This is a genomic window from Namhaeicola litoreus, from assembly GCF_042679565.1.
Lineage (GTDB): Bacteria > Bacteroidota > Bacteroidia > Flavobacteriales > Flavobacteriaceae > Namhaeicola > Namhaeicola litoreus.
In genome coordinates this window covers 993,214-1,014,416 of the sequence record NZ_JBHTMY010000003.1, presented here as the reverse complement: position 1 = coordinate 1,014,416, position 21,203 = coordinate 993,214, and the positions used below count along the sequence as shown (strand labels likewise).

Genomic DNA, 21,203 nt, shown 5'->3' with positions numbered 1-21,203 from the left:
GCGGCTTTCGCCGCTTCATTTTACTTTTTATTTTTTTTCTGCAATTCTTGTTGTGCTTGCGCTTGCTTCATCGCATCATCTAATTTTTGCCTAAAAGCACTCTTCTTTTTTTCAGGTTTCTTTTTGTTTTCTTGAATTTGAGCGTGAATTTTATCCTCATCAATAATAAAGTTCTTAATGATTAGCATGATTCCAATAGTCAATAAGTTTGAAATAAAATAATATAAACTCAAACTACTCGCATAACTATTAAAGAAAACCAACATCATGATTGGCGACATCCAAAGCATAATTTTCATCATTTTTTGCATATCTGGCATACCCTCTTGCTGAGGCTGCTGCATATTCATTTGTTGACTTTGTGTCATTTGCATATAAATGAAAATTGCAACTGAAGCCAAAATCGGAAACAAACTAACATGATCACCATAAAATGGGATGTTAAATGGAAGCTTAAGCACTTCATCATAAGCAGATAAGTCGTCTGCCCATAAAAATCCCTTTTGTCTAATATCGATATTCGAAGGGAAGAATCTGAATAAGGCAAAGAAAACAGGCATTTGAAGAAGTGCAGGTACACAACCTGCTAAGGGGCTTACACCGGCTTTTCTCTGCAAAGCCATCACTTCCTGCTGTCTTTTCATGGCATTGTCTTTCCCCTTGAATTTGTCGTTGATCTCTTCCATCTCCGGCTTCAAAACTTTCATTTTGGCACTCGATAAATAAGATTTGTACACCATGGGCGACATTAAAATTCTAACGACAATGGTCATTAAAATAATCACGATACCATAGCTAGAGAAAATAGAACTCAAGAAATAGAATACCGGAAGGAACAAGTATTTATTAATCCATCTAAAAATTCCCCAACCTAAACTAACGATTCTATCGAGGTCTTTGCCTTTGTATTCTCTTAAAACTTTGTAATCTACCGGACCATAAAAAAGATTCATGTTATAATCCAATTCTCCGCTTTCCATCTTCAAAGGTATAGCGGCTGCAAAATCTTTTGTGAAGACAGTATCAATCTCCTCGTCTTGTACTAAGTTTTTTGAACTTAGTTTAGCTTTTTCAAAAGGCTTATCTGCAAGCAAAATTGACGTAAAGAACTGTTGCTTAAAAGAAATCCAATTTACATTTTCTGCTTCATCCTCATTAAAGTCTGATGCGGGGCTCATAAATTCGAACTCATCCTCATTAAATAAATAACGCAAATCTGTATATTGATTTTCGTATTTTACACTTTTTTCTGTTCTAAAGCTCGTAGTTTGCCAATTTAGATCAATGGATTTACTCCCATCTATTGCCTGTTCCATACCTGTAGATTGTATGCTGAAATCCATCATATAATCATCAGGTTTTAAGGTATATCTATATTCTAGAAATTTATTAGCGGCAACCTTTAATTTCATAGAAAGGATCTGATCCTCACCACTCTTTGTCAGGCTAGGTTCAAAATAAAGGTTCTTTGTTTCTAAGTTGCGGTTATCTGTTGTGCTAAATTGTATGTTTAAATTAGCATTCCCGTCTTTGATAATGTACAAGGGTTTCTGATCAAAAGTTTTGTAGTTTTTAAGTTCAACTTCTGTAATTTGTCCACCTAAATTCGCAACTTCAATTCTAACTAAATTATTTTCTAAGGTAGTTGTCCCTTCTTTAGCGCTGGGCAATGCTGCTCCATAAGCAAAAGCTCCTAACGTGTTTTGTGCTTTAGATAATGCCAAAGAATCTGTATCAAAAGTATTGATGACAGCTTCGGTAACGCTTGTATCATTAACCTCAGATAAGGATTTTGTTTCTTCTTGAATTTGTTCTTGTTGAGCTTCTTGCTCTTGAAGTTCTTCTGGCGTTGGTTGGTTTGAGTATAAATACCACAACATGATCGCTCCTAATAAAACAAATCCTATTGCGGAATTGAGGTCAAATTTTTTTTCTTCCATCGTAAAGCCTTTGCTAACTATAGTTTTTAAATGCGGGGCAAAAGTAGTAAAATTTGTCTAAAGGATAGGATTGGCTCGGTTAATTTAGTCTGCGTAATAGGCAAACCCTTCTAAAAGTAAATCTTCATGTACATTTATATCCCAAATACAGTTTTCCATCTCTTTTAATAAAACAAAGTTCACCTGACCACTTACATTTTTTTTGTCATACATCATAAGTGGTATAATCGATGTGATATCATTTTTAGACATTTCAACTTTACCATAAAAATTTTTGACAAATGACTTAAGTTCATCAACTTTTACAAGAGGAAACCCATTGAGTTTATAAGAAAAATAGGCTTCTATAACCATTCCTACAGCAATAGCTTCACCGTGGGTGAGATTTTCTTTCTCTTTACTATCTAGGAAATAGGATTCAACGGCGTGTCCTATGGTATGTCCGAAATTTAAAGTTTTTCTCAATCCTGTTTCTTTCATATCGGTTTTTACTACCTCATTTTTAATGTCAATTGATTTGTAGATCAATTCATTCACTTCGTTTAAATCGATATCTTCAAACCTGTGTATTGTTTCCCATAAAGTTTTGTCGAAAGTATATCCATATTTAATAATTTCTGCTAATCCGGACTTCAATTCTCTCTTCGGCACCGTCAACAAATAGTCGTAATCTATGATGACCATGGCTGGATTACTAAACAAACCTATTTGGTTTTTGAGTGTACCCAGATCTATACCAGTTTTACCACCTACGGAGGCGTCAACCATACTCAATAATGTTGTTGGGATATTTACAAATTCAATACCTCTCTTAAAACAAGAGGCTATAAATCCGCCCATATCAGTAATTACGCCACCACCTAAATTGATCACCAAACTCTTTCTATCGGCATTAATTCTGCTCAGTTCTTCCCAAATTTCAACGCAGGTTGTAATATTTTTAAACTCTTCACCAGGAGGTAAAACGATAGTTTCATAGGCAAATTCAAGTCCAAACTTTTGTTTAAATAGAGGTAAACAATCTCTTTTTGTATTTGCATCAACCAGTATTATGATTTTTGAAAAACGATTATTTCGGAGATAATCACCTAACGCTTTATATCCAGGATTTTGAAAGTAGATTGGGTAACCGGTAGATTGAATAACAGACATTATATTTTTTGCTTTTTTGTGATGCAAATAACGGAGAATTTTATTAAAAAATAAATGCGACTATCTATCTTTGTTAAAAAAATGAACACATGAATAATATATTTGATAACACGGAAACAGCATTTGCGATAAAATCTGATTCTGACTTAGAAAAAGCATATTTTTTATTTAAAATGATAAAAAGTGAACCTTTGGTAAGAATCGGCAGTGCCGTAACCAAGTTTGCGCTTAAATCAAACTTGCCTGTAGAAGGTTTAATTCGTTCAACTGTTTTTGATCATTTTTGTGGTGGAGTTAGTGAAGAAGATTGTATGCCCATTATTGATAGAATGTACACGAAAAATGTACATTCTGTCCTAGATTTTTCTGTAGAAGGTAAGGAAATTGAGAATCAATTTGATTTTGCGATGGAAAAAATCCTTCAAATTTTAAAGTTTGTTAAAGAAAAAGATGCCCTTCCATTTGCAGTTTTTAAGCCAACTGGTTTCGGTCGATTTAAGTTGTATCAAAAAATAACTGAAAAAAAAATACTGACAGAAGAAGAAAAATTGGAGTGGGAGAGAGTTCGTCAACGCTACGAAAAAGTTGCCAAACTGGCTTTTGATTACGATGTACCTTTATTAATAGATGCCGAAGAGAGTTGGATGCAAGAGGCAGTTGATGATCTGACAGAGGGATTGATGATGAAATATAATAAAGAAAAAGCAATTGTTTTTAGCACATTACAATTATACAGATGGGATAGACTTGATTATTTGAAGGGCCTTTCTGAACGAGCTCAAAAGAATAATTTCAAAATTGGTATGAAACTTGTAAGAGGTGCCTACATGGAGAAAGAAAGGGAGCGTGCCAAAGAGAATGGTTATGCAGACCCTATTTGCAAAGACAAGGCGGAAACAGATAAAAATTTTAACGATGTGTTAAAATACATGTTTGAAAACATCGATAAAATGGCTATTTTCTGTGGAACACATAATGAAGAAAGCTCGTATTTAATGATGGATTTAATCCAAAAATCTGGTTTAGAAAAAAATGATCAGAGATTATGGTTTGGTCAGTTATATGGTATGAGTGATCATATAAGTTTTAATCTGGCAAAAGAAGGCTATAATGTAGCCAAGTATTTACCATTTGGTCCTGTAAAAGATGTGATGCCTTACCTTATTAGGAGAGCTGAAGAGAACACTTCGGTAGCAGGACAGACCAATAGAGAATTGGATTTAATTGCCAAAGAGAAAAAAAGAAGAAAATTGTAAAGAAATTAATGTCGACAAGAAATATTGATCCCAACATACCATTATTAACAACCGTTTTATTAGCCATAGATGCCTATGTTTTTTATGCTTTAAGTCATGGCATGAAAAATTTGCCTCGTAAAAATTTACTCGGACTTATTTATATAATCGGGATGGCTTTTGGTTATGTCGGGTTTTATTTTCTCGTACAAAATTTTACGATACACCCTTTAGAATCAACCTATTTTAGAAATTTTTTTATTGGATTTTTCTTTGCCTTTTTAGTGTTTAAGGTAGTTTTAGTGTCATTCTTTTTACTTGAAGATACGATTAGAACCTCAATTTTGTTTATCCGTCAATCTTTAAAAGCATTTCGAAAATCTCCTCAAAAGGTAAAATTGTATAGCAGAAGAAAATTTGTTAGGCAAATTGGACTAACGGCTGCAGCCATTCCTTTTACTTCCATGATTTATGGTGTAGCCAAAGGAAAATACAATTTCAAAGTGAGAAACCTGAATATGACTTTTAATAATTTGCCAAAATCATTTAACGGTTTCAAAATAGTACAGATTTCAGACATTCATTCAGGTAGTTTTGATGATATCTATGCGATTCGAGAAGCAATTGATTTGATCAACGACCAAAATCCAGATGTGGTCTTATTTACAGGAGATTTGGTGAATTACGATGCCAGAGAGATTAAACCTTTTGTAGAGGAATTTAAAAGATTAAAACCCAAAGTTGGTACCTATTCTGTTTTAGGAAATCACGATTATGGAGATTATAAGAGTTGGAACACGGAACAAGAAAAAAGTGATAACAACGAGCTTTTAAAGGAGTTTCACAAAGAAATGAATTTTAACTTGCTCAATAATGAAGCTGTTATACTTTACCAGGGAAATGATAAAATAAGTATTGTTGGTGTAGAAAATTGGGGGAAACCTCCCTTTCCACAAAACGGCGATCTAGATATGGCAGTTCTCGGGGTAGAGGATGTCCCTTTTAAAGTATTGATGTCTCATGATCCGACCCATTGGAATAAAAAGGTAATCGATCATCCTACGCATTTTGATCTCACTTTATCCGGACATACTCATGGCATGCAATTTGGTGTGGAGATTCCGGGATTTAAATGGAGCCCTGTCAAATATCTCTATCCGGAATGGGCTGGGCTATACGAAAAAAAGAATCAATTTCTGTATGTAAATAGAGGTTTTGGTTATATAGGTTTTCCGGGTAGGGTAGGAATTTTACCGGAGATTACCCTTATCAATTTACAATCGCCCTTGGCCTAATAACATGAAAAAATAAAAAGGTAATTTTTAAGAATTGGTCATTTCAATTCTTAAATTTTTAAATGTCCCATTAGGCCGAATTATAATTCTAATTTGAGTTGTTTTATAAATAATTGTCTTTCAGAAAGTTATTAAATCTTTGTAAACAAAAATAAACTCCGTTTAAGCGAGCGGAAATCATTTAAAATCAATTACTTTTGCACATCAAAAAAAATCAGATGCAATCAATCAGGAATATCGCGATCATCGCTCACGTAGATCATGGAAAAACAACATTGGTCGATAAGATTATCGACCAGGCAAAAATACTAGACGACAGAAAGGAAAGAACAGATTTGTTATTAGATAGCAACGACCTTGAAAGAGAACGGGGGATTACCATTTTGTCAAAGAACGTATCTATTGTGTATAACGGTGTAAAAATCAATGTGATTGATACACCTGGTCACGCCGATTTTGGTGGTGAAGTGGAACGTGTTTTAAAAATGGCCGATGGAGTGCTGTTGTTGGTAGATGCTTTTGAAGGACCTATGCCTCAAACCCGTTTTGTTTTAGGGAAAGCGTTAGAATTGGGTTTAACACCAATTGTAGTAGTGAATAAGGTGGATAAGGAGAATTGTACGCCTGATTTGGTTCATGAAAAAGTATTTGATTTGATGTTTGCCCTAGATGCCACAGAAGAGCAATTGGAATTTGCTACAATTTATGGTTCGGCAAAAAATGGTTGGATGAGTACAGACTATCAAAAACCAACAGATAATATCATTCCTTTATTAGATGCGATAATCGAGAATATACCCGAAGCGCCTTATCGTGAAGGAACTCCGCAAATGCAAATCACTTCATTGGATTTTTCTTCTTTTACCGGAAGAATTGCGATAGGAAGGGTTTTTAGAGGTGATTTAGAGGAAAACAAAGACTATATTCTTTGTAAATCAAATGGAAGCAAGAAGAAAGTAAGAATTAAAGAACTTCATACCTTTGAGGGATTAGGAAGAGCAAAAGTTTCTGAAGTTAGAAGTGGAGATATATGTGCGATTACCGGTTTAGATGATTTTGAAATCGGAGACACTTTAGCAGATTTAGAAAATCCAGAACCTTTACCTAGAATTGAGGTAGATCAACCCACGATGAGTATGTTGTTTACCATCAATAATTCACCATTTTTTGGAAGAGAGGGAAAATTTGTAACCTCTCGCCATTTAAGAGACAGATTGTTCAAGGAAACAGAAAAGAATCTCGCGCTTAGAGTAAAAGAAACTGGTAGTGAAGATAAATTTGATGTCTACGGAAGAGGTATTTTACATTTATCAGTGTTGATTGAAACTATGAGAAGAGAGGGTTATGAATTGCAAGTTGGACGTCCGCAAGTTATTATGAAAGAAATTGATGGGGTGAAGTCTGAACCCTATGAAACTTTGGTCATTAATGTTCCTGAAGAATTTGCAAGTAAAGCGATTAACTTAGTTACTCTAAGAAAAGGTGATCTTTTGGTGATGGAACCAAAGGGAGACCTTCAACATTTGGAGTTTGATATTCCATCTCGCGGGCTAATAGGTTTGAGAAATAAAATTTTAACCGCAACCCAAGGTGAAGCCATTATCAACCATAGATTAAGAGGATATGACGCTACCAAAGGTGATTTTAGTGAAGTGACAAACGGAGCGATTGTTTCATCTGAAACAGGAAAAGCAACGGGTTATGCTATTGATAGACTGCAAGATAGAGGAAGATTTTTTATAGATCCTAACCAGGAAATATATAAAGGTCAAGTTGTAGGTGAGAATAACCGCCAGGATGATATGGGTGTGAATTTAATTAAAGGAAAAAAATTGACAAACGTTAGGGCTTCAGGTTCTGATGAAGGCTTGAAAATTGCTCCAAAAGTTGAGTTTTCTCTCGAAGAATGTCTTGAATATATTCGTGAAGATGAATATTTAGAGGTAACGCCAGTAAGTTTAAGAATGCGAAAAATTAATTTCGTTTAAATTTTTTAAGATTTTGTTAATTCGGATAGGCTAAAGTGGCAAACCCGTTTTAAATTGTAAATTGCGCAAAATTTATTTTGATATGAAGTTGAAATTATTGTTTTTATTTTTACTAACCTCGGTAATGATTTCGTGTAGTGATGACGATGATAAGGATAAGCATGATCCAGTGGCTCAAGCTTTGATTGATGACGAAATATTGGTGGATTTTTTGCAGTCTCATTATTTGACAGACGACAATAAGATCGATAGTATTAGAAATGGAGAAACACCTTTGTATACACAAGTTGATATTGAAGATTTAGTTTACAATGACATCAATTATAAACTTTATTATTACATCGAGAAACAAGGTGTTGGTATTAACCCGTCGATGAACGACTCGATTCAAATCTTATACCAAGGATTTACATTGGATAGTATAAAATTTGATCAGAATCTCAGTTATCCAAGTTATAAATCTTGGTTTCATTTGCCAAATTTAATTGCGGGTTGGAGATATGGAATTCCCAAATATAAATCGGGAACAAAAGTTATTTATCCGGATGAATCTTTTGGTTATGAAAATACGGGGTCAGGGATAATTTTTATGCCTTCGGGTCTCGCTTATGGAGAAAATGGTTCAGCAAATATTCCGTCAAATGCCCCAATTTACTTTTTTATAGATTTAGGAAATGTGATCAGAGCTGATGCTGACAACGATGGTGTAATCAATAACGATGAAGATATTAATAAAAACGGTGATGCTACTGATGATGATACCGATGGAGATTTAGTTGCCAATTATCTGGATATAGATGATGATGGCGATGGAATTACGACAATTTTAGAGGACGTTGATGGTGATGGTAACCCCTCAAATGATGACACTGATAAAGATGGAATTCCAAATTATCTAGACGAAGATGATGATAATGATGGAAGAAAAACAAGTAAGGAAGACAATAATTTTAACTTTAATTGGAACGATGATGATAAAGACGGTGATGGTATTCCCGATTATTTAGATCCTGATAATTAAAAAAAGGCCTCATTTGAGGCCTTTTTTATTTGTCATAATTAAATTTAAATTTTGTCAGATCGGGTGTGAATTCTCTTTTTCGATCTAGTTCATAGCGATAGAAAGCTCTTCCCAAAACGCCCATAAAGGGCCATGCAGTTTCTTTATATTCATATTCACCATCGTTTAAAGTTTCATTATCATTGGTATAAATTACGGCGGAAAGAGCAAACTCAATATTGTTTTTTAAATCAATGATATAAGCGTTATCAATAGTAAAACCATACGCATCACCAATTTTGTTGAAAACTCTAATGTGATTTGGAATTTCTTCGTCATCCTTGTCGCCAAACATTAAAAACTTACAATAATTATCAGGTATTTGACTGTAGTCAGGAAAGACAGTTTCTCTTGGAAGTTGCGACATATACTGCAATAAAAAATGATAATCGGTCTCAGTTAAATCAAATTGCTCTGTTGTTTTGAATTTTTCATGAAAAATTAGCCTTAATAATAACTGATGTAGGTCTACCAAGGAGGCAGCATTTTTATCTTTGAAATTCATAGGAGTATTTATCAATTCATCTCCCTTTAAATATGCTTTCCCCAAAAATATATCACTTGGTTTTGTGAAATCTTGTTGACTGAATTGCGCATTTTGTGTAAATAAAGGTTTATTTGACTTTCTATCTATAAATCTAACGGGATTGGTATGTTTGTTTTCGTCTTGCGAAAGAGAAATCGATAAACGATGGGTAATTCTTACATCGTCAAAACCCTTGGCTTTTAGTTTGTTGTTGAAATCCTTTTGTCCCAAAAATTCATAAAGGCGGTTATAAGCATCATTATCACTGGTAACCAATATTTTTTTTATGTAGTGAGCGATAGAAGGAAAGCCGTTTTCTGCTGTTGTATCAACCTTGACAGCTGTTTGACCTTTGTAAACACTATCTGTAAGCATGATGTCATATTTATCAAGCGCCTTTATGTTGAGTTGATTTATTTTTTCTAAGCTCAGCGCAGAAGCAAATAATTTTACTGTACTTGCCGGATAAAAATACTCCTTCAATTCAGTTCTAAAATGATGTGTTTGAAAGCTAGGTAAGTTGTTTTTATCTCTGTCTATTTGGGTGTAGATAATTTGTAACCTATATTTCTGTGGGTTTTCAACGATATCTTTTCCTAAAGAATCCAGGTTTTGTATTAAGAAATCTTGAATAAATTGATCCTTTTGATCTTGAGCAAAAGAAAAGAGAATGGAATAAAAAACAAGTAAAAAGAGTATTGGTTTTTTCATTTATATAGTTTTAAAGGATGTCAAATTTGAAAAGAATTAATTTCTGAAAAAAATATTTCATAAAAAAAGGTGAGTAATTACTCACCTTTCTCATAAATATTGTAATTCACTACATTTTTTTTAACCAATTGGCCACTGAAACTTCTTTACCAATCACATCAATTAGTGTATCAATTTTTACTCGTTTTTGCTCCATAGTATCACGGTGTCTAATTGTAACAGAGCCATCAGTTAAACTTTCGTGGTCTACAGTAATACAAAACGGGGTTCCGGCAGCATCTTGCCTTCTATATCTTCTTCCAATGGCATCCTTTTCGTCGTAATCTACATTGAAATCAAATTTGAGTTGGTCAATAATTTTTTTCGCTAATTCAGGTAAACCATCTTTCTTCACCAATGGTAAGACAGCGGCTTTATTTGGAGCCAATACAGCAGGAATCTTTAGCACAGTTCTTTCAGAACCATCAGTTAAGATTTCTTCTTGTAATGATTCAGAAAAAATAGCTAAAAACATCCTGTCTAAGCCAATTGACGTTTCAATAACATAGGGTACGTAGCTCTCATTTAATTCTGGATCAAAAAATTGAAGCTTTTTGCCAGAAAATTTTTCGTGCGCCTTTAGATCAAAATCTGTTCTCGAATGAATTCCTTCTAATTCCTTAAATCCAAAAGGGAAGTCAAACTCTATATCTGCAGCGGCATTGGCGTAATGTGCTAATTTTTCGTGGTCGTGGAAACGATATTTTTTCTGATCAAATCCTAAAGAATAGTGCCATTTAATCCTATTTTCTTTCCACTCTTCATACCATTTTAATTCTTCACCGGGTCGAACGAAAAATTGCATTTCCATTTGTTCAAACTCTCTCATTCTAAAAATAAATTGTCTCGCTACAATTTCATTTCTAAATGCTTTTCCTGTTTGAGCAATCCCAAAAGGAATTTTCATTCTTCCTGATTTTTGAACGTTGAGAAAGTTCACAAAAATTCCTTGAGCTGTTTCTGGTCTTAAATATAAATCCATGGCACTATCAACCGAAGCGCCAAGTTTTGTACCGAACATGAGATTGAACTGTTTTACATCCGTCCAATTTTTAGAACCCGATAAGGGGCAGGCAATTTCCAATTCCTCAATTAAAGCCTTTACATCTGCCAGATCTTCTTTTTCTAAAGACCTTGCCATTCTTTGCAAGATTTCATCTTTTTTTGACAAATAGCCAAGAACTCGAGGATTGGTTGTTTTGTATTGCTCTTCATCAAAAGCATCACCAAATCTCTTTGCTGCTTTCTCAATTTCTTTTTGGGCTTTTTGATTTAACTTTTCTGCAAAATCTTCTATGAGCACATCAGCTCTATACCTTTTTTTAGAATCTTTGTTATCAATCAACGGATCATTAAATGCATCCACATGCCCGGAAGCTTTCCAGGTAGTAGGGTGCATAAAAATAGCAGCATCCAAACCTACAATATTGTCGTGCATTTGCACCATGGCCTTCCACCAATAGTTACGTATGTTATTCTTTAACTCGACACCATTTTGACCGTAGTCATAAACAGCACTAAGTCCATCATAAATTTCACTTGACTGAAAGATATACCCATATTCTTTGGCATGGGAGATTACCTTTTTGAATTTATCTTCGTTATTTTTCATGTGGCAAAAATAGTTAAATTCTCGACTGTGAGAAATAAAAAAAGACTGTCGAAACAGTCTTTTTATAAAGCTTAATTATATTATTTAGAGTCCTAAAAACGAATCGCTCAATTCGAGTTTTGTTACCCCAACTAACCTACCTTCTACAAATACTTTAATTGGATAAGTCCCTTTTTCATATTTTTCTCCTTTATCTTCTATAAAGAGGACAACATCTAGTTCTGCATTTTCGTAATTGATGGTCGTTTCTTCTGTATATTTTACTTCTGATCCGTCTTTTAACATCACTGTCCCTTTCGCGTTGATGACTGATCCATTTGGTCTCTGAACTACAATAAATGCTTCTTTGTCACCTGGTTCTGCAATTTCATTTTCAAGCAAACGGAACTCAACTTTAATCGCATCTGTTTTCTGCGCTTTATTCGTTTCAGTATATTTTCCGTTAGACCTAAGTTTTAACGCGGTAACCTGTGCGTCTTTAATATTTAAAGCACTACCTATTTCAACCTTCTTTGCCAGAACTTCGTTCACAGCTTTTAAAGTGTCGTTATAGTTGGTCTGTACTTGTAATTGATTAGATAAACTGTCTTTTTCATCAATTAATACATTTGATACCATTTTTAACGAGTCTACTTCATCTAACAATCTGCTGTTTACTGCTTGTAAATTTGCAATCTGGCTTCTGTAACGTCTTAAAACTGAAGCGTTTGCAGTTTTTAAATTCAACACAGAATCACGAAGTGCAACAATTCTTGCTTTTTCGTGGCTTAGAGAATCTGTAAGTGAAGTGTTTTTTGCAATGGCGATATCATATTTCTCTTCCATTGCCGTTAAATTTCCTATGATCTGCTCCTTTTCATCCTGTAAAAATTGTAAAGCCTCTTTATGATCTCTACTTAGAAAAAAAGTGTATCCTATTAATAGGAATAAAAGCACAGTAAGTGCTATTAATAGAATTTTGTTGTTTTTGCTTGAAGCATTTTCTTCCATAATGAATTCATTTTTTAATTAATCGTAACTGATATAACGCAGAAATACGAAAAAATTGTACGCAAAATTAATTTTTTTTATTTAATTCAATGAATTAATCCCAGAATATATATTTTGTCAATTTTAAATGATGTTTTTGAGATTTTTTTTCCTGATCGGTGCAAGGTTTGTGAAAAAACTTTAACGGTAGGTGAGGAGCTTATCTGCCTTTCTTGCCTGTCAGAATTACCGCTCACGAAATATACTCTAGAAAGGACTAATCCTTTGGAAAAGATTTTTTATGGACGAATTCAAATAGAATTAGCAACAGCTTTACTCTATTATGGTAAAAACAATTCGGTTCAGACCTTGATAGAAAAATTAAAATATAAAAATGATGAAGAAATTGGAATATTCTTCGGGAAATGGCTTGGAGAACAATTGAAAAATAATACTCATTTTGAGCGAATTGATATGATCATTCCTGTTCCATTACATCCTAAAAAATTAAAAAAGAGAGGTTATAATCAACTGACAAAATTTGGAGAACAAATTTCTAAAAAACTTCAAAAACCTTTTGTGGAAGACATTCTTTTGAGAAAAATGCACTTAGATACCCAAACAAAAAAAGATAGGTCGCACAGAATTTTGAATGAAGAAATTTTTCAAGTAAAGAGTTTAAATGATCTAAAAGGAAAGCACGTTCTACTTATTGACGATGTTATTACCACAGGAGCTACATTAGAATCTTGCTGCAAAGCTTTATTCAAGGCGAAAAATGTAAAAATAACTATTGCGGCAATGGCCTTTACAGAATAAGGAATCTCTCTTTTTTTAAGCGTGGTTTGAATAAAAAATATATCGTTAATTTGCACAAAAAAACATAATGCGCGTTTATCAGTTTTTCATTTTACTAGTGCTTGTATCTCTTTATTCTTGTGCGAGAAGGGGTAGACCCGAAGGTGGTCCAATTGATGAAGATAAACCCATTATGGTAAAAAGTGATCCGGAATTTGGAACGACCAATTTTAAAGGAGATGAGATTAAAATTTATTTTGACGAGTTTATTAAACTTAAAGATATTTCACAGCAACTTATTGTGTCTCCTCCATTAAAATATCCACCGATTATTGTACCCCAGGGCACAGCCTCAAAGTTTATTGATATTAAAATAATGGATACGCTTTTTGAGAATACAACCTATACCTTTAATTTTGGTCAGAGTGTGATTGATAATACCGAGGGAAATATTCTAGATAATTTTAGATTTGTCATCTCAACTGGTGATTATATCGATTCATTAAATATAAAAGGCACAATTAAAGATGCCTTTAAACTTGAACCTGCCGAAGGAGCAGTCGTCATCCTTTATCCCTACTCCGAAAATTTTAATGATTCTATTGTTTTTACTGAAAGACCCACTTATGTTGGTGCAATGACAGACAGTATAAATTTTGAAGTGAATAATATTAAACAAGGAAAATACGCATTATTAGCGTTAACAGATAAAAACCGAAATTTTAAGTACAATAAGAAAGAAGACAAAATAGCATTTTACGATAAAATTATTGAAGTTCCATCAGAAGATTCCTATGTATTAGAATTGTTTACAGAAGATAAAAATTTTAGACTTCCTACAAAACCAAGCGAGATCTCGAAAGGCTTATTCTTTCTTGGTTATGAAGGTAATATCGATAGTATTGAAGTTAGAGCATTGGGTAATATTCCAACATCTTTTAAAGAGCATTATGCACCATCCATAAAAACTGACACGATTAAATATTGGTTTAGCAATTATGAGAAAGATAGTTTAGAATTATTTGTCAGAAACAGAAGTTTTACAGATACAATTACGCTTAAGATAAGGGAAGATGAAATTGATAGTCTAAAAATAGAATCAATTACAAGTGGAAATTTAGATTTAAGAGATACATTAAAAATTGTAACCAATAATCCTGTTTTTGAAATTGATACGTCAAAAATAAAACTTTTTATAAGAGATTCTATAGGAGTTGATTATAATTTTAATCGAGACAAGAATAGAACGTCGATGTTTATCTTATTCGAAAAGGAATTTGATGCCAAGTATAAATTAAATCTGAACCCGGGTGCATTAACCGATATCTTTGGCACAAGTCATGACTCGATTAGAAAAAGTTTTACTACAAAAAGACCTTCAAATTATAGTTCTATTTATTTAACAATCAACAACATAAAAGAGTATCCGGTAATAGTACAACTCGTCGATCAAAAAGGAGAAGGTGTAGCTTCAAATTACCTTACCAAAAAAGAAGAAGTCCGTTTTGAAAATATAAAACCAGGTAAATTTAAGGTACGCTTAATTTACGATAAAAATAAAAATGGTAAATGGGATTCAGGGGATTACTTAAAAAAGATTCAACCCGAGAAAGTAGTATATTTTAAAAATATATTAACCGCTAACGCTAATTGGGAAATTGTTGAAAATCTAACAATTGAATAAGCTATACAGGGATTTCTATAAAGTATTTTTTACGCGATTTATTATTGAGGTTTTGTTCTAACAACCAAGGGTTATTGAGTTTTAGCTCTTTATAAGTTATTCCATGAGAACTTGCAAATTCGGTAAGATCGGGTATTTCAACATCGATTTCAATTGTCTTTGTTCGGGTCAAATTATAAAGATCACTTTTTTCGAAAACAAAGCCATATTTTTTTGGATTCGACATAATTTCTTTGGTTACAACAATTCGAGGAATATACCTTGATGTTTCAGCGTTCAAATATAAATCGTAGTAAGAATTTACTTTTTGATAATCCATAACCCTAGATATTCCAGCCATGCCGGCATTGTATGCGGCAGCGGTTAAAGTCCAGTTTCCATATATTTTGTAAGCTTCCTGTAAATACTGACATGCCGCTTCGGTAGATTTTACCAGATTGTATCTTTCGTCAACATTTTCATTCACTTCCAGTCCATATTCTCTTGCGGTTTTAGGCATTAATTGCCAATAGCCCTTAGCACCGGCAGGAGAAGTTACATTTTGCAAACCACTTTCAATTAAGGCCAAGTATTTAAAATCATCTGGGATATTATATTTCTTTAGGATCGGTTCAATCACCGGAAAATACTTGTGAGCTCTTTTAAAATTCAATAATCCATTTGATTGCCAATAGGTATTAACCAAAAGTTCTCTATCCACTCTTTCTAAAACATCCTCATCTTCAATTGGCACCTTTTCACCGGCAAAAGTTAGATTTGTTGGAACCTTTAGGGCCTTTATTTCGTATAACGCGCTCGTGTTTTTTCCAGGATCTGAATTAATTTCTAAAACATCTGCATTGATAAAAAGAAATGCGATAAATAGTACTCCTAAAAGCGCGAATATTTTGTACAAATTTTTCATGATAAGGGGATATTAAATTAAAACGGACTATCAAATTTACTAAATTTTTGCGCATGCTTATCTTTCTCTGTGATAATGGGATGTTCTACACCCCAAGGTATATTGAGATTTTCATCATTCCAAAGAATAGAATCTTCAGCTTCTTTTTGATAAAAATTAGAGCATTTATAATTAATGATGGTATTGTCTTCTCTACTTAAAAAACCATGTGCAAAACCAATAGGTATAAATAATTGATGTTTATTTTCTGCACTTAGAATATGGCCGTAATACTTACCGTAATTCGGCGAATCTTTGCGCAGGTCTACAGCAACATCATAAATGCTTCCCTGAACAACCCTAATCAATTTTGCCTGTGCAAAAGGAGGTTTTTGAAAATGTAATCCTCTTAAAACATTTTTTTGAGAAAGGGACTCATTGTCTTGCACAAATGTAAGGTCACTAAATCGTTCAAAATTTTTCTGGTTAAAAGTTTCCATAAAATAACCTCTTTCGTCATAGAAAACTTTCGGAGTTATTAAAAGGACATCCTCTAAATCAGTGGTTTTAATGGTCATTCTCTATTATTATTTTATTGATGATCTTACTTATTTTTCTAGCTTTGGTCAGTATCATGGCATGACTTCCATCTTTAATTTCTATAAAATCAGACAAATTATTGACGGGGAATATTTGGTCTTTAGTCCCGTGAATATGAAAAATTGGAGTTTCTGTTTTTTCCGCTTTCCAAAATAACATTTGTCTTGTAGCCCAAAGTAAATACAATTTGTCTTTCATAGACATATACCTCGCATAGAGATATACTTTTCTTTTCAACAATTTACCAGGTACGCTTAACTCCTTTGAGTCAAATTTAATATAGCTAAGTAATGGAGATAAATAATATAATCTTGAATATTTAATCCATTTTAACCTCCATGGCAGTTCATGTTTAGATTTTATACTCGAAATAAGAATAACCTTTTCTATGTGTTGCAATCTCGCTATTTCTTGTGCAATAATCCCGCCAAAAGAAACACCAATTAAAATAATATTTTCTCCTGTAATAGATTTTGCCATTCTTTTAGCGTAAGATGCGAGTTCTTCTTTGTTGCTCAAAGGGCTAATCCAATCTAAATAATGAACTTCAAAATAGTTTGAAAACTTGAGATATTCAAAAATACGACTGCTGGCTCCAAGTCCGGGAATTAAATAAACCTGTTTTCTATTCGATATGTTTAATTGCACAAATACTGACTGGGTGATGTTAAACTGAGATGACTTCGTTTACCCATGAAAACAATACAGCACCGTCTTCAGCAATAGACTCTAATTTTATTTGATGAGTTGTATTGATCAATTCTGTTTGATAAGGCGTTTTAACTTTTACGTAATTCTCTGTGAATCCGTAGATAAAACCATCCTTGTTTTCACTTTCAAATAAAACGGTGGCTCGTTTTTCCAATTGACTTTCATAAAAGGCTCTTCTTTTTTTAACGGATAAGCCTCTTAACATTTTGCTCCTTTTGGCGCGAACTTTCATCGGTACAACACCTGGAAGATCAAACGCTTCAGTATTAGGTCTTTCAGAATAGGTAAACACATGTAAATATGAAATGTCTAACTCACTCAAATATTGATAAGTCTCTAAAAAAAGATCATCCGTTTCACCAGGGAAGCCTACAATCACATCAACACCAATACAAGCATTCGGCATAGATCGTTTAATTTGTTTTACACGATCTGAATAAACACTTCTGGGGTATCTTCTTTTCATCAATCTCAGCAATTCATCAGAACCACTTTGCAGGGGAATATGGAAATGAGGAACAAATGTTTTAGAGGTTGCCACAAAAGAAATAATATCTTCATTCAACAAATTGGGCTCGATAGAAGAAATCCTCAATCGCTCCAGTCCATCAACCTGATCTAATGCCGAGATCAAATCTAAAAAAGTATGCTCATGTTTTTTATTACCAAATTCACCTTTGCCATAATCTCCTATATTCACTCCTGTGAGTACAATTTCTTTAATTCCTTTTTTAGAAATTTCTGAGGCATTATTAATGACATTTTTTAAAGTGTCGGATCTTGAAATTCCTCTGGCTAACGGAATTGTACAATAGGTACATTTGTAATCACAACCATCCTGAACTTTTAAAAAAGCCCTTGTTCTATCACCAATAGAGTAAGAACCTACATAGAAATTGGCATCTTCTATCTCGCAAGAATGAACTTCACCAAGATCATTTTTACTTAAATCATTGAGGTAATCAGTTACTTTAAATTTTTCCGTAGCGCCTAATACCAGATCAACCCCATCGACACTGGCCAATTCCTCAGGTTTCAACTGAGCATAACAACCTACAGCTATTAAAAAGGCTTTTTCATTTTTTTTTAGGGCAGATTTGACGATTGATTTAAAGCGTTTATCCGCGTTATCGGTTACAGAACAGGTATTGATTACATAAATATCTGCTGTTTCATCAAAATCTACTCTTTGAAAACCTTTATTTTGGAAATCTCGCGCAATGGTTGAAGTTTCAGAAAAATTTAATTTACAACCTAATGTGTAGAAAGCCACCTTTTTACCGTTCGCCATACTTGATCTTTTCAGATGGCAAAAGTACGATTTTAATCGAATTTAAAAAGTCGCGTTGGAAGATAAAAAAAAGGTTAAAACTGTATTTTTGCCATTACTGGATAATGGTCGGAAAATTTCACTTTGTAGTTTTTATGTTCTGTCACGGTAAACTGTTCATCAACTAAAATAAAATCAATTCTCAAAGGATACCTCTTCAGATCAAATGTTCGGCCAAATTTTTCTCCTGCTTCGTTAAACGTATCCTTCATATCACCTTTAATTTGGTGATATACCCAAGAATATGCTGTATTGTTCAAATCTCCAGCAATAATGATTTTTTTAGGTCCTTTCTCTCTAAAAGCCATAAACTTTTCAATCTGATTTTGCTGTTTGACAAAGGCTTTGGTCATGGTTTTTAGTAACCGCTCTGAATCGCCGTTTGTTAATAACTGCTGATTTGCACCTAATCGCAGTGATTCGAGATGTATATTATAAATTCTTAAGGTATCTGATTTTACCACTATGTCGATATAAATAGCATTGTTATCACTGTTTTCAAAATTCAAATCACCATAATCTAAAATTTTATATTTTGAATAAATTGCTTGACCAAATCCTTTTTTTGATCCCTTTAATACAATGTGTTTATAAGGATATTTAAAGGTAGGCTGATTATTTGGATTGAATTCTTGAAGTAATAATATATCTGGATTTTCTTTTTGAACAAAGTTTGCAATTTCTTCAGGGATATCATCGGTATCTATCCATTTGTAGGTATTAAACAGCCTCACATTGTAGGTCATAAGAGTCAAATCATTTTCAGAAAAATTATTTTCCTGATTAAACTTGAAGGGAAATGAAGAAAATAAAAAGGCTAGAACCAAGCAAAAAAGTGAAATGAAAATAGGTCTTTTAAATCCTAATATTACCCAGTATACAACAAAAATCAAATGGAGAACCAAAAATAGGGGTGCTGCCAAACTGAGTACTGCAGCAATAGGAAAAGTCTTTGGAGGTAGATACGGCAAGATAAAAGAGGCCAAAAATAGAACGGCTACAAGCGTATTGATGAAATAAACAATTTTGTTAAAAAAAGATAAATCTTTCATAATAGGCTATTTATTTCTTTCCGAAATCAAATAGAAACTGTTTTTCTTCTTTTGATAGGGCCTCGTATCCAGATTTGCTGATTTTGTCTAAAATATGATCGATTTTCTGTTGATCTTCAGATTTCTTGAAAGTCGAATTAACGGGCTTTTTACTTTTATAAACCGTTTTTAGATTATTTTCCTTATTCTTTCTCGAGAAAAAAACGTTTTTTGATTTTTGCGATTTTTTTTCCGGGAAGTATTGAGTCAAAAGAAAACCAGTCAAAGCTCCACCCAGATGGGCTAAATGCCCACCCGCATTTCCCATAGGAATTTGTAAAATATCTAAAATTACCACAAAAAGAGCAACATGCTTTAATTTAATAAAACCAATCCACTGAAAACGCATGGCATAATTTGGGATAAGGGTTGCCAGACCGATTAAAATGCTCATAACACCGGCCGATGCACCAACTAAAAGAGCATTTCTACTTTTTAAAGCGGGAAGGAAATTATAGCTGAGAAGAAATACAATACCACCGACCAAAATTCCTAAAAAATAGTAATTCAAGAATGTTTTGGAATTAAAATAATCTAAAAATAACGTTCCAAAATAATAGAGAACCAATAAATTAAAGATAATATGAAAAAAACCATCATGCAAAAATCCATAACTTAAGATTGTCCAGGGTTTTGATAAAAACGAATCCAAATTTGGTGAAAGCGCAAACCAATTTATCAAAAAATTACCATGACTGTTAAAAAAGAAAGAAACAGTATTGAGTAGAAGGCTGATCAAAAAAATAAACGCGGTAATATAAATCATTTTCATGACAACATTTGCCGAAGAGAATTTATCTGTTATAGTATCTAACAATTGCATGACAAAAAAGTATTTTAATTCCAGCGATTAAATTGATTCTTTTTCCAATATTGCATCATAATAAATCCAATGACAGCTCCACCCACATGCGCAAAATGAGCAATTCCTCCTCCGAAAAGGGAAAAACCGGTTACGCCAGAAAAAAGGTCTAAAGCGATGAGTACGGGAATAAAGTATTTTGCCGCAATCGGCACAGGGAAAAAAATAAGCGCCAATTTTGCATTTGGAAATGACATGCCAAAAGCCACAAGAACACCATAGATTGCGCCGGAGGCTCCCACCGCTGGCGTATGATAAATTTGATAAAAATTAGAAATTTGCTTTTCAGATATTTGAGTTAATATATTTGAGTTGTACTGCCCAGTCGTCAACATCTGTTGAATATCACCTTCACTTAAACCTATTTGAATCAATTCTCGATATACGCCATTAAACTGATAATAATTCACCAAAGTATAAATGATACCGGCACCGATACCCGCAGAAAAATAGAAGAACAAAAATTTATTTTTGCCCCACATTTGCTCTAACGGTGTACCAAAAGCCCAAAGCGCATACATATTAAAAAGTATATGCATAAAGCTTCCATGCATAAACATATGCGATACAAACTGCCAAATCCCAAAATTTTCATTTTTAGGAAAATATAAAGCGAGCCATTCTGATAAATTAGTACCCAGTAATGGCCCTGCAGCAAAAAAAATAACGTTGATGATTATAAGATGCTTAACTGCATCTGTAATTCTTCCCATAAAT

Annotated in this window: 19 protein-coding genes; 7 read left to right on the top strand and 12 right to left on the bottom strand. The window is 33.3% G+C overall.

Annotated features, from left to right (window positions below; all coding sequences use genetic code 11):
* Positions 1-20: 20 nt before the first annotated feature.
* Entirely contained in the window at positions 21-1,940 is a 1,920-nt protein-coding gene (yidC, locus tag ACFQ39_RS11830) for a membrane protein insertase YidC (RefSeq protein WP_377179165.1), read from the bottom strand.
* Positions 1,941-2,024: 84 nt separating this feature from the next.
* Positions 2,025-3,092 carry a 3-dehydroquinate synthase gene (gene aroB / locus ACFQ39_RS11825; protein WP_377179163.1) on the bottom strand — a complete coding sequence of 356 codons (1,068 nt, stop codon included), beginning with the start codon at positions 3,090-3,092 and terminating at the stop codon, positions 2,025-2,027.
* 89 nt (positions 3,093-3,181) lie between these two features.
* On the opposite strand from aroB, the gene ACFQ39_RS11820 reads away from it, so the two are divergent.
* The 4 genes from ACFQ39_RS11820 (at position 3,182) to ACFQ39_RS11805 (ending at position 8,631) form a co-directional block, all read left to right on the top strand.
* A complete protein-coding gene (locus ACFQ39_RS11820; protein ID WP_377179161.1) occupies positions 3,182-4,348 on the top strand; it encodes a proline dehydrogenase family protein in 1,167 nt (388 codons plus the stop codon).
* Positions 4,349-4,356: 8 nt separating this feature from the next.
* Positions 4,357-5,622: a metallophosphoesterase gene (locus tag ACFQ39_RS11815; protein WP_377179159.1), complete on the top strand. Its 1,266-nt coding sequence runs from the start codon at positions 4,357-4,359 to the stop codon at positions 5,620-5,622.
* Between the two features lie 218 nt (positions 5,623-5,840).
* A complete protein-coding gene (gene typA / locus ACFQ39_RS11810; RefSeq protein WP_377179157.1) occupies positions 5,841-7,610 on the top strand; it encodes a translational GTPase TypA in 1,770 nt (589 codons plus the stop codon).
* Positions 7,611-7,692: 82 nt separating this feature from the next.
* The gene (locus tag ACFQ39_RS11805) at positions 7,693-8,631 is read left to right on the top strand and encodes an FKBP-type peptidyl-prolyl cis-trans isomerase (protein WP_377179155.1); all 939 of its coding nucleotides are present in this window, start codon (positions 7,693-7,695) and stop codon (positions 8,629-8,631) included.
* 25 nt (positions 8,632-8,656) lie between these two features.
* Here the strand turns inward: ACFQ39_RS11805 and ACFQ39_RS11800 are convergent, their stop codons facing one another.
* From ACFQ39_RS11800 to ACFQ39_RS11790, 3 genes are all read right to left on the bottom strand, one after another.
* On the bottom strand, positions 8,657-9,907 hold the full coding sequence (locus ACFQ39_RS11800) for a serine hydrolase (protein WP_377179153.1): 1,251 nt from the start codon (positions 9,905-9,907) through the stop codon (positions 8,657-8,659).
* Positions 9,908-10,016: 109 nt separating this feature from the next.
* Positions 10,017-11,558, bottom strand: a complete 1,542-nt coding sequence (locus tag ACFQ39_RS11795; RefSeq protein ID WP_377179151.1) for a glycine--tRNA ligase — start codon at positions 11,556-11,558, stop codon at positions 10,017-10,019.
* Positions 11,559-11,642: 84 nt separating this feature from the next.
* Positions 11,643-12,548: a hypothetical protein gene (locus tag ACFQ39_RS11790; RefSeq protein ID WP_377179149.1), complete on the bottom strand. Its 906-nt coding sequence runs from the start codon at positions 12,546-12,548 to the stop codon at positions 11,643-11,645.
* A gap of 264 nt (positions 12,549-12,812) precedes the next feature.
* On the opposite strand from ACFQ39_RS11790, the gene ACFQ39_RS11785 reads away from it, so the two are divergent.
* Both ACFQ39_RS11785 and ACFQ39_RS11780 read left to right on the top strand, forming a co-directional pair.
* A complete protein-coding gene (locus ACFQ39_RS11785) occupies positions 12,813-13,346 on the top strand; it encodes a ComF family protein (RefSeq protein ID WP_377179147.1) in 534 nt (177 codons plus the stop codon).
* A gap of 67 nt (positions 13,347-13,413) precedes the next feature.
* Entirely contained in the window at positions 13,414-15,009 is a 1,596-nt protein-coding gene (locus tag ACFQ39_RS11780) for an Ig-like domain-containing protein (RefSeq protein ID WP_377179145.1), read from the top strand.
* A 1-nt stretch (position 15,010) separates the two neighbouring features.
* Here the strand turns inward: ACFQ39_RS11780 and ACFQ39_RS11775 are convergent, their stop codons facing one another.
* The 5 genes from ACFQ39_RS11775 to ACFQ39_RS11755 all read right to left on the bottom strand — a co-directional run bounded on the left by ACFQ39_RS11775 (position 15,011) and on the right by ACFQ39_RS11755 (position 19,279).
* A complete protein-coding gene (locus ACFQ39_RS11775) occupies positions 15,011-15,913 on the bottom strand; it encodes a lytic transglycosylase domain-containing protein (protein ID WP_377179143.1) in 903 nt (300 codons plus the stop codon).
* A 17-nt stretch (positions 15,914-15,930) separates the two neighbouring features.
* Positions 15,931-16,470 (bottom strand): dTDP-4-dehydrorhamnose 3,5-epimerase, encoded by a 540-nt coding sequence (rfbC, locus tag ACFQ39_RS11770; RefSeq protein WP_377179141.1) that lies wholly within the window; start codon positions 16,468-16,470, stop codon positions 15,931-15,933.
* Positions 16,460-17,140 carry an alpha/beta fold hydrolase gene (locus ACFQ39_RS11765; RefSeq protein WP_377179139.1) on the bottom strand — a complete coding sequence of 227 codons (681 nt, stop codon included), beginning with the start codon at positions 17,138-17,140 and terminating at the stop codon, positions 16,460-16,462. The genes rfbC and ACFQ39_RS11765 overlap by 11 nt, the downstream gene beginning before the upstream one ends.
* 19 nt (positions 17,141-17,159) lie before the next feature.
* A complete protein-coding gene (mtaB, locus tag ACFQ39_RS11760) occupies positions 17,160-18,494 on the bottom strand; it encodes a tRNA (N(6)-L-threonylcarbamoyladenosine(37)-C(2))-methylthiotransferase MtaB (RefSeq protein ID WP_377179137.1) in 1,335 nt (444 codons plus the stop codon).
* Between the two features lie 74 nt (positions 18,495-18,568).
* A complete protein-coding gene (locus tag ACFQ39_RS11755; RefSeq protein WP_377179135.1) occupies positions 18,569-19,279 on the bottom strand; it encodes an endonuclease/exonuclease/phosphatase family protein in 711 nt (236 codons plus the stop codon).
* A 94-nt stretch (positions 19,280-19,373) separates the two neighbouring features.
* On the opposite strand from ACFQ39_RS11755, the gene ACFQ39_RS11750 reads away from it, so the two are divergent.
* Positions 19,374-19,553: a hypothetical protein gene (locus ACFQ39_RS11750; protein WP_377179133.1), complete on the top strand. Its 180-nt coding sequence runs from the start codon at positions 19,374-19,376 to the stop codon at positions 19,551-19,553.
* A 42-nt stretch (positions 19,554-19,595) separates the two neighbouring features.
* On the opposite strand, the gene ACFQ39_RS11745 is transcribed toward ACFQ39_RS11750, so the two are convergent.
* Both ACFQ39_RS11745 and ACFQ39_RS11740 read right to left on the bottom strand, forming a co-directional pair.
* Positions 19,596-20,447 carry a rhomboid family intramembrane serine protease gene (locus tag ACFQ39_RS11745; protein WP_377179131.1) on the bottom strand — a complete coding sequence of 284 codons (852 nt, stop codon included), beginning with the start codon at positions 20,445-20,447 and terminating at the stop codon, positions 19,596-19,598.
* Positions 20,448-20,461: 14 nt separating this feature from the next.
* Positions 20,462-21,199, bottom strand: a complete 738-nt coding sequence (locus ACFQ39_RS11740; protein WP_377179129.1) for a rhomboid family intramembrane serine protease — start codon at positions 21,197-21,199, stop codon at positions 20,462-20,464.
* Positions 21,200-21,203: the final 4 nt, after the last annotated feature.

Excerpts from the sequence above, each read along its gene's own strand:
- ACFQ39_RS11815 (WP_377179159.1), top strand. The coding sequence starts at position 4,357 with ATGTCGACAAGAAATATTGATCCCAACATACCATTATTAACAACCGTT.
- ACFQ39_RS11800 (WP_377179153.1), bottom strand. The coding sequence starts at position 9,907 with ATGAAAAAACCAATACTCTTTTTACTTGTTTTTTATTCCATTCTCTTT.
- rfbC (WP_377179141.1), bottom strand. The coding sequence starts at position 16,470 with ATGACCATTAAAACCACTGATTTAGAGGATGTCCTTTTAATAACTCCG.
- ACFQ39_RS11820 (WP_377179161.1), top strand. The coding sequence starts at position 3,182 with ATGAATAATATATTTGATAACACGGAAACAGCATTTGCGATAAAATCT.
- yidC (WP_377179165.1), bottom strand. The coding sequence starts at position 1,940 with ATGGAAGAAAAAAAATTTGACCTCAATTCCGCAATAGGATTTGTTTTA.
- ACFQ39_RS11755 (WP_377179135.1), bottom strand. The coding sequence starts at position 19,279 with ATGACCTACAATGTGAGGCTGTTTAATACCTACAAATGGATAGATACC.
- ACFQ39_RS11780 (WP_377179145.1), top strand. The coding sequence starts at position 13,414 with ATGCGCGTTTATCAGTTTTTCATTTTACTAGTGCTTGTATCTCTTTAT.
- ACFQ39_RS11750 (WP_377179133.1), top strand. The coding sequence starts at position 19,374 with ATGAAAATAGGTCTTTTAAATCCTAATATTACCCAGTATACAACAAAA.
- aroB (WP_377179163.1), bottom strand. The coding sequence starts at position 3,092 with ATGTCTGTTATTCAATCTACCGGTTACCCAATCTACTTTCAAAATCCT.
- ACFQ39_RS11805 (WP_377179155.1), top strand. The coding sequence starts at position 7,693 with ATGAAGTTGAAATTATTGTTTTTATTTTTACTAACCTCGGTAATGATT.
- ACFQ39_RS11775 (WP_377179143.1), bottom strand. The coding sequence starts at position 15,913 with ATGAAAAATTTGTACAAAATATTCGCGCTTTTAGGAGTACTATTTATC.
- ACFQ39_RS11740 (WP_377179129.1), bottom strand. The coding sequence starts at position 21,199 with ATGGGAAGAATTACAGATGCAGTTAAGCATCTTATAATCATCAACGTT.
- ACFQ39_RS11795 (WP_377179151.1), bottom strand. The coding sequence starts at position 11,558 with ATGAAAAATAACGAAGATAAATTCAAAAAGGTAATCTCCCATGCCAAA.
- ACFQ39_RS11745 (WP_377179131.1), bottom strand. The coding sequence starts at position 20,447 with ATGCAATTGTTAGATACTATAACAGATAAATTCTCTTCGGCAAATGTT.
- mtaB (WP_377179137.1), bottom strand. The coding sequence starts at position 18,494 with ATGGCGAACGGTAAAAAGGTGGCTTTCTACACATTAGGTTGTAAATTA.
- ACFQ39_RS11790 (WP_377179149.1), bottom strand. The coding sequence starts at position 12,548 with ATGGAAGAAAATGCTTCAAGCAAAAACAACAAAATTCTATTAATAGCA.
- typA (WP_377179157.1), top strand. The coding sequence starts at position 5,841 with ATGCAATCAATCAGGAATATCGCGATCATCGCTCACGTAGATCATGGA.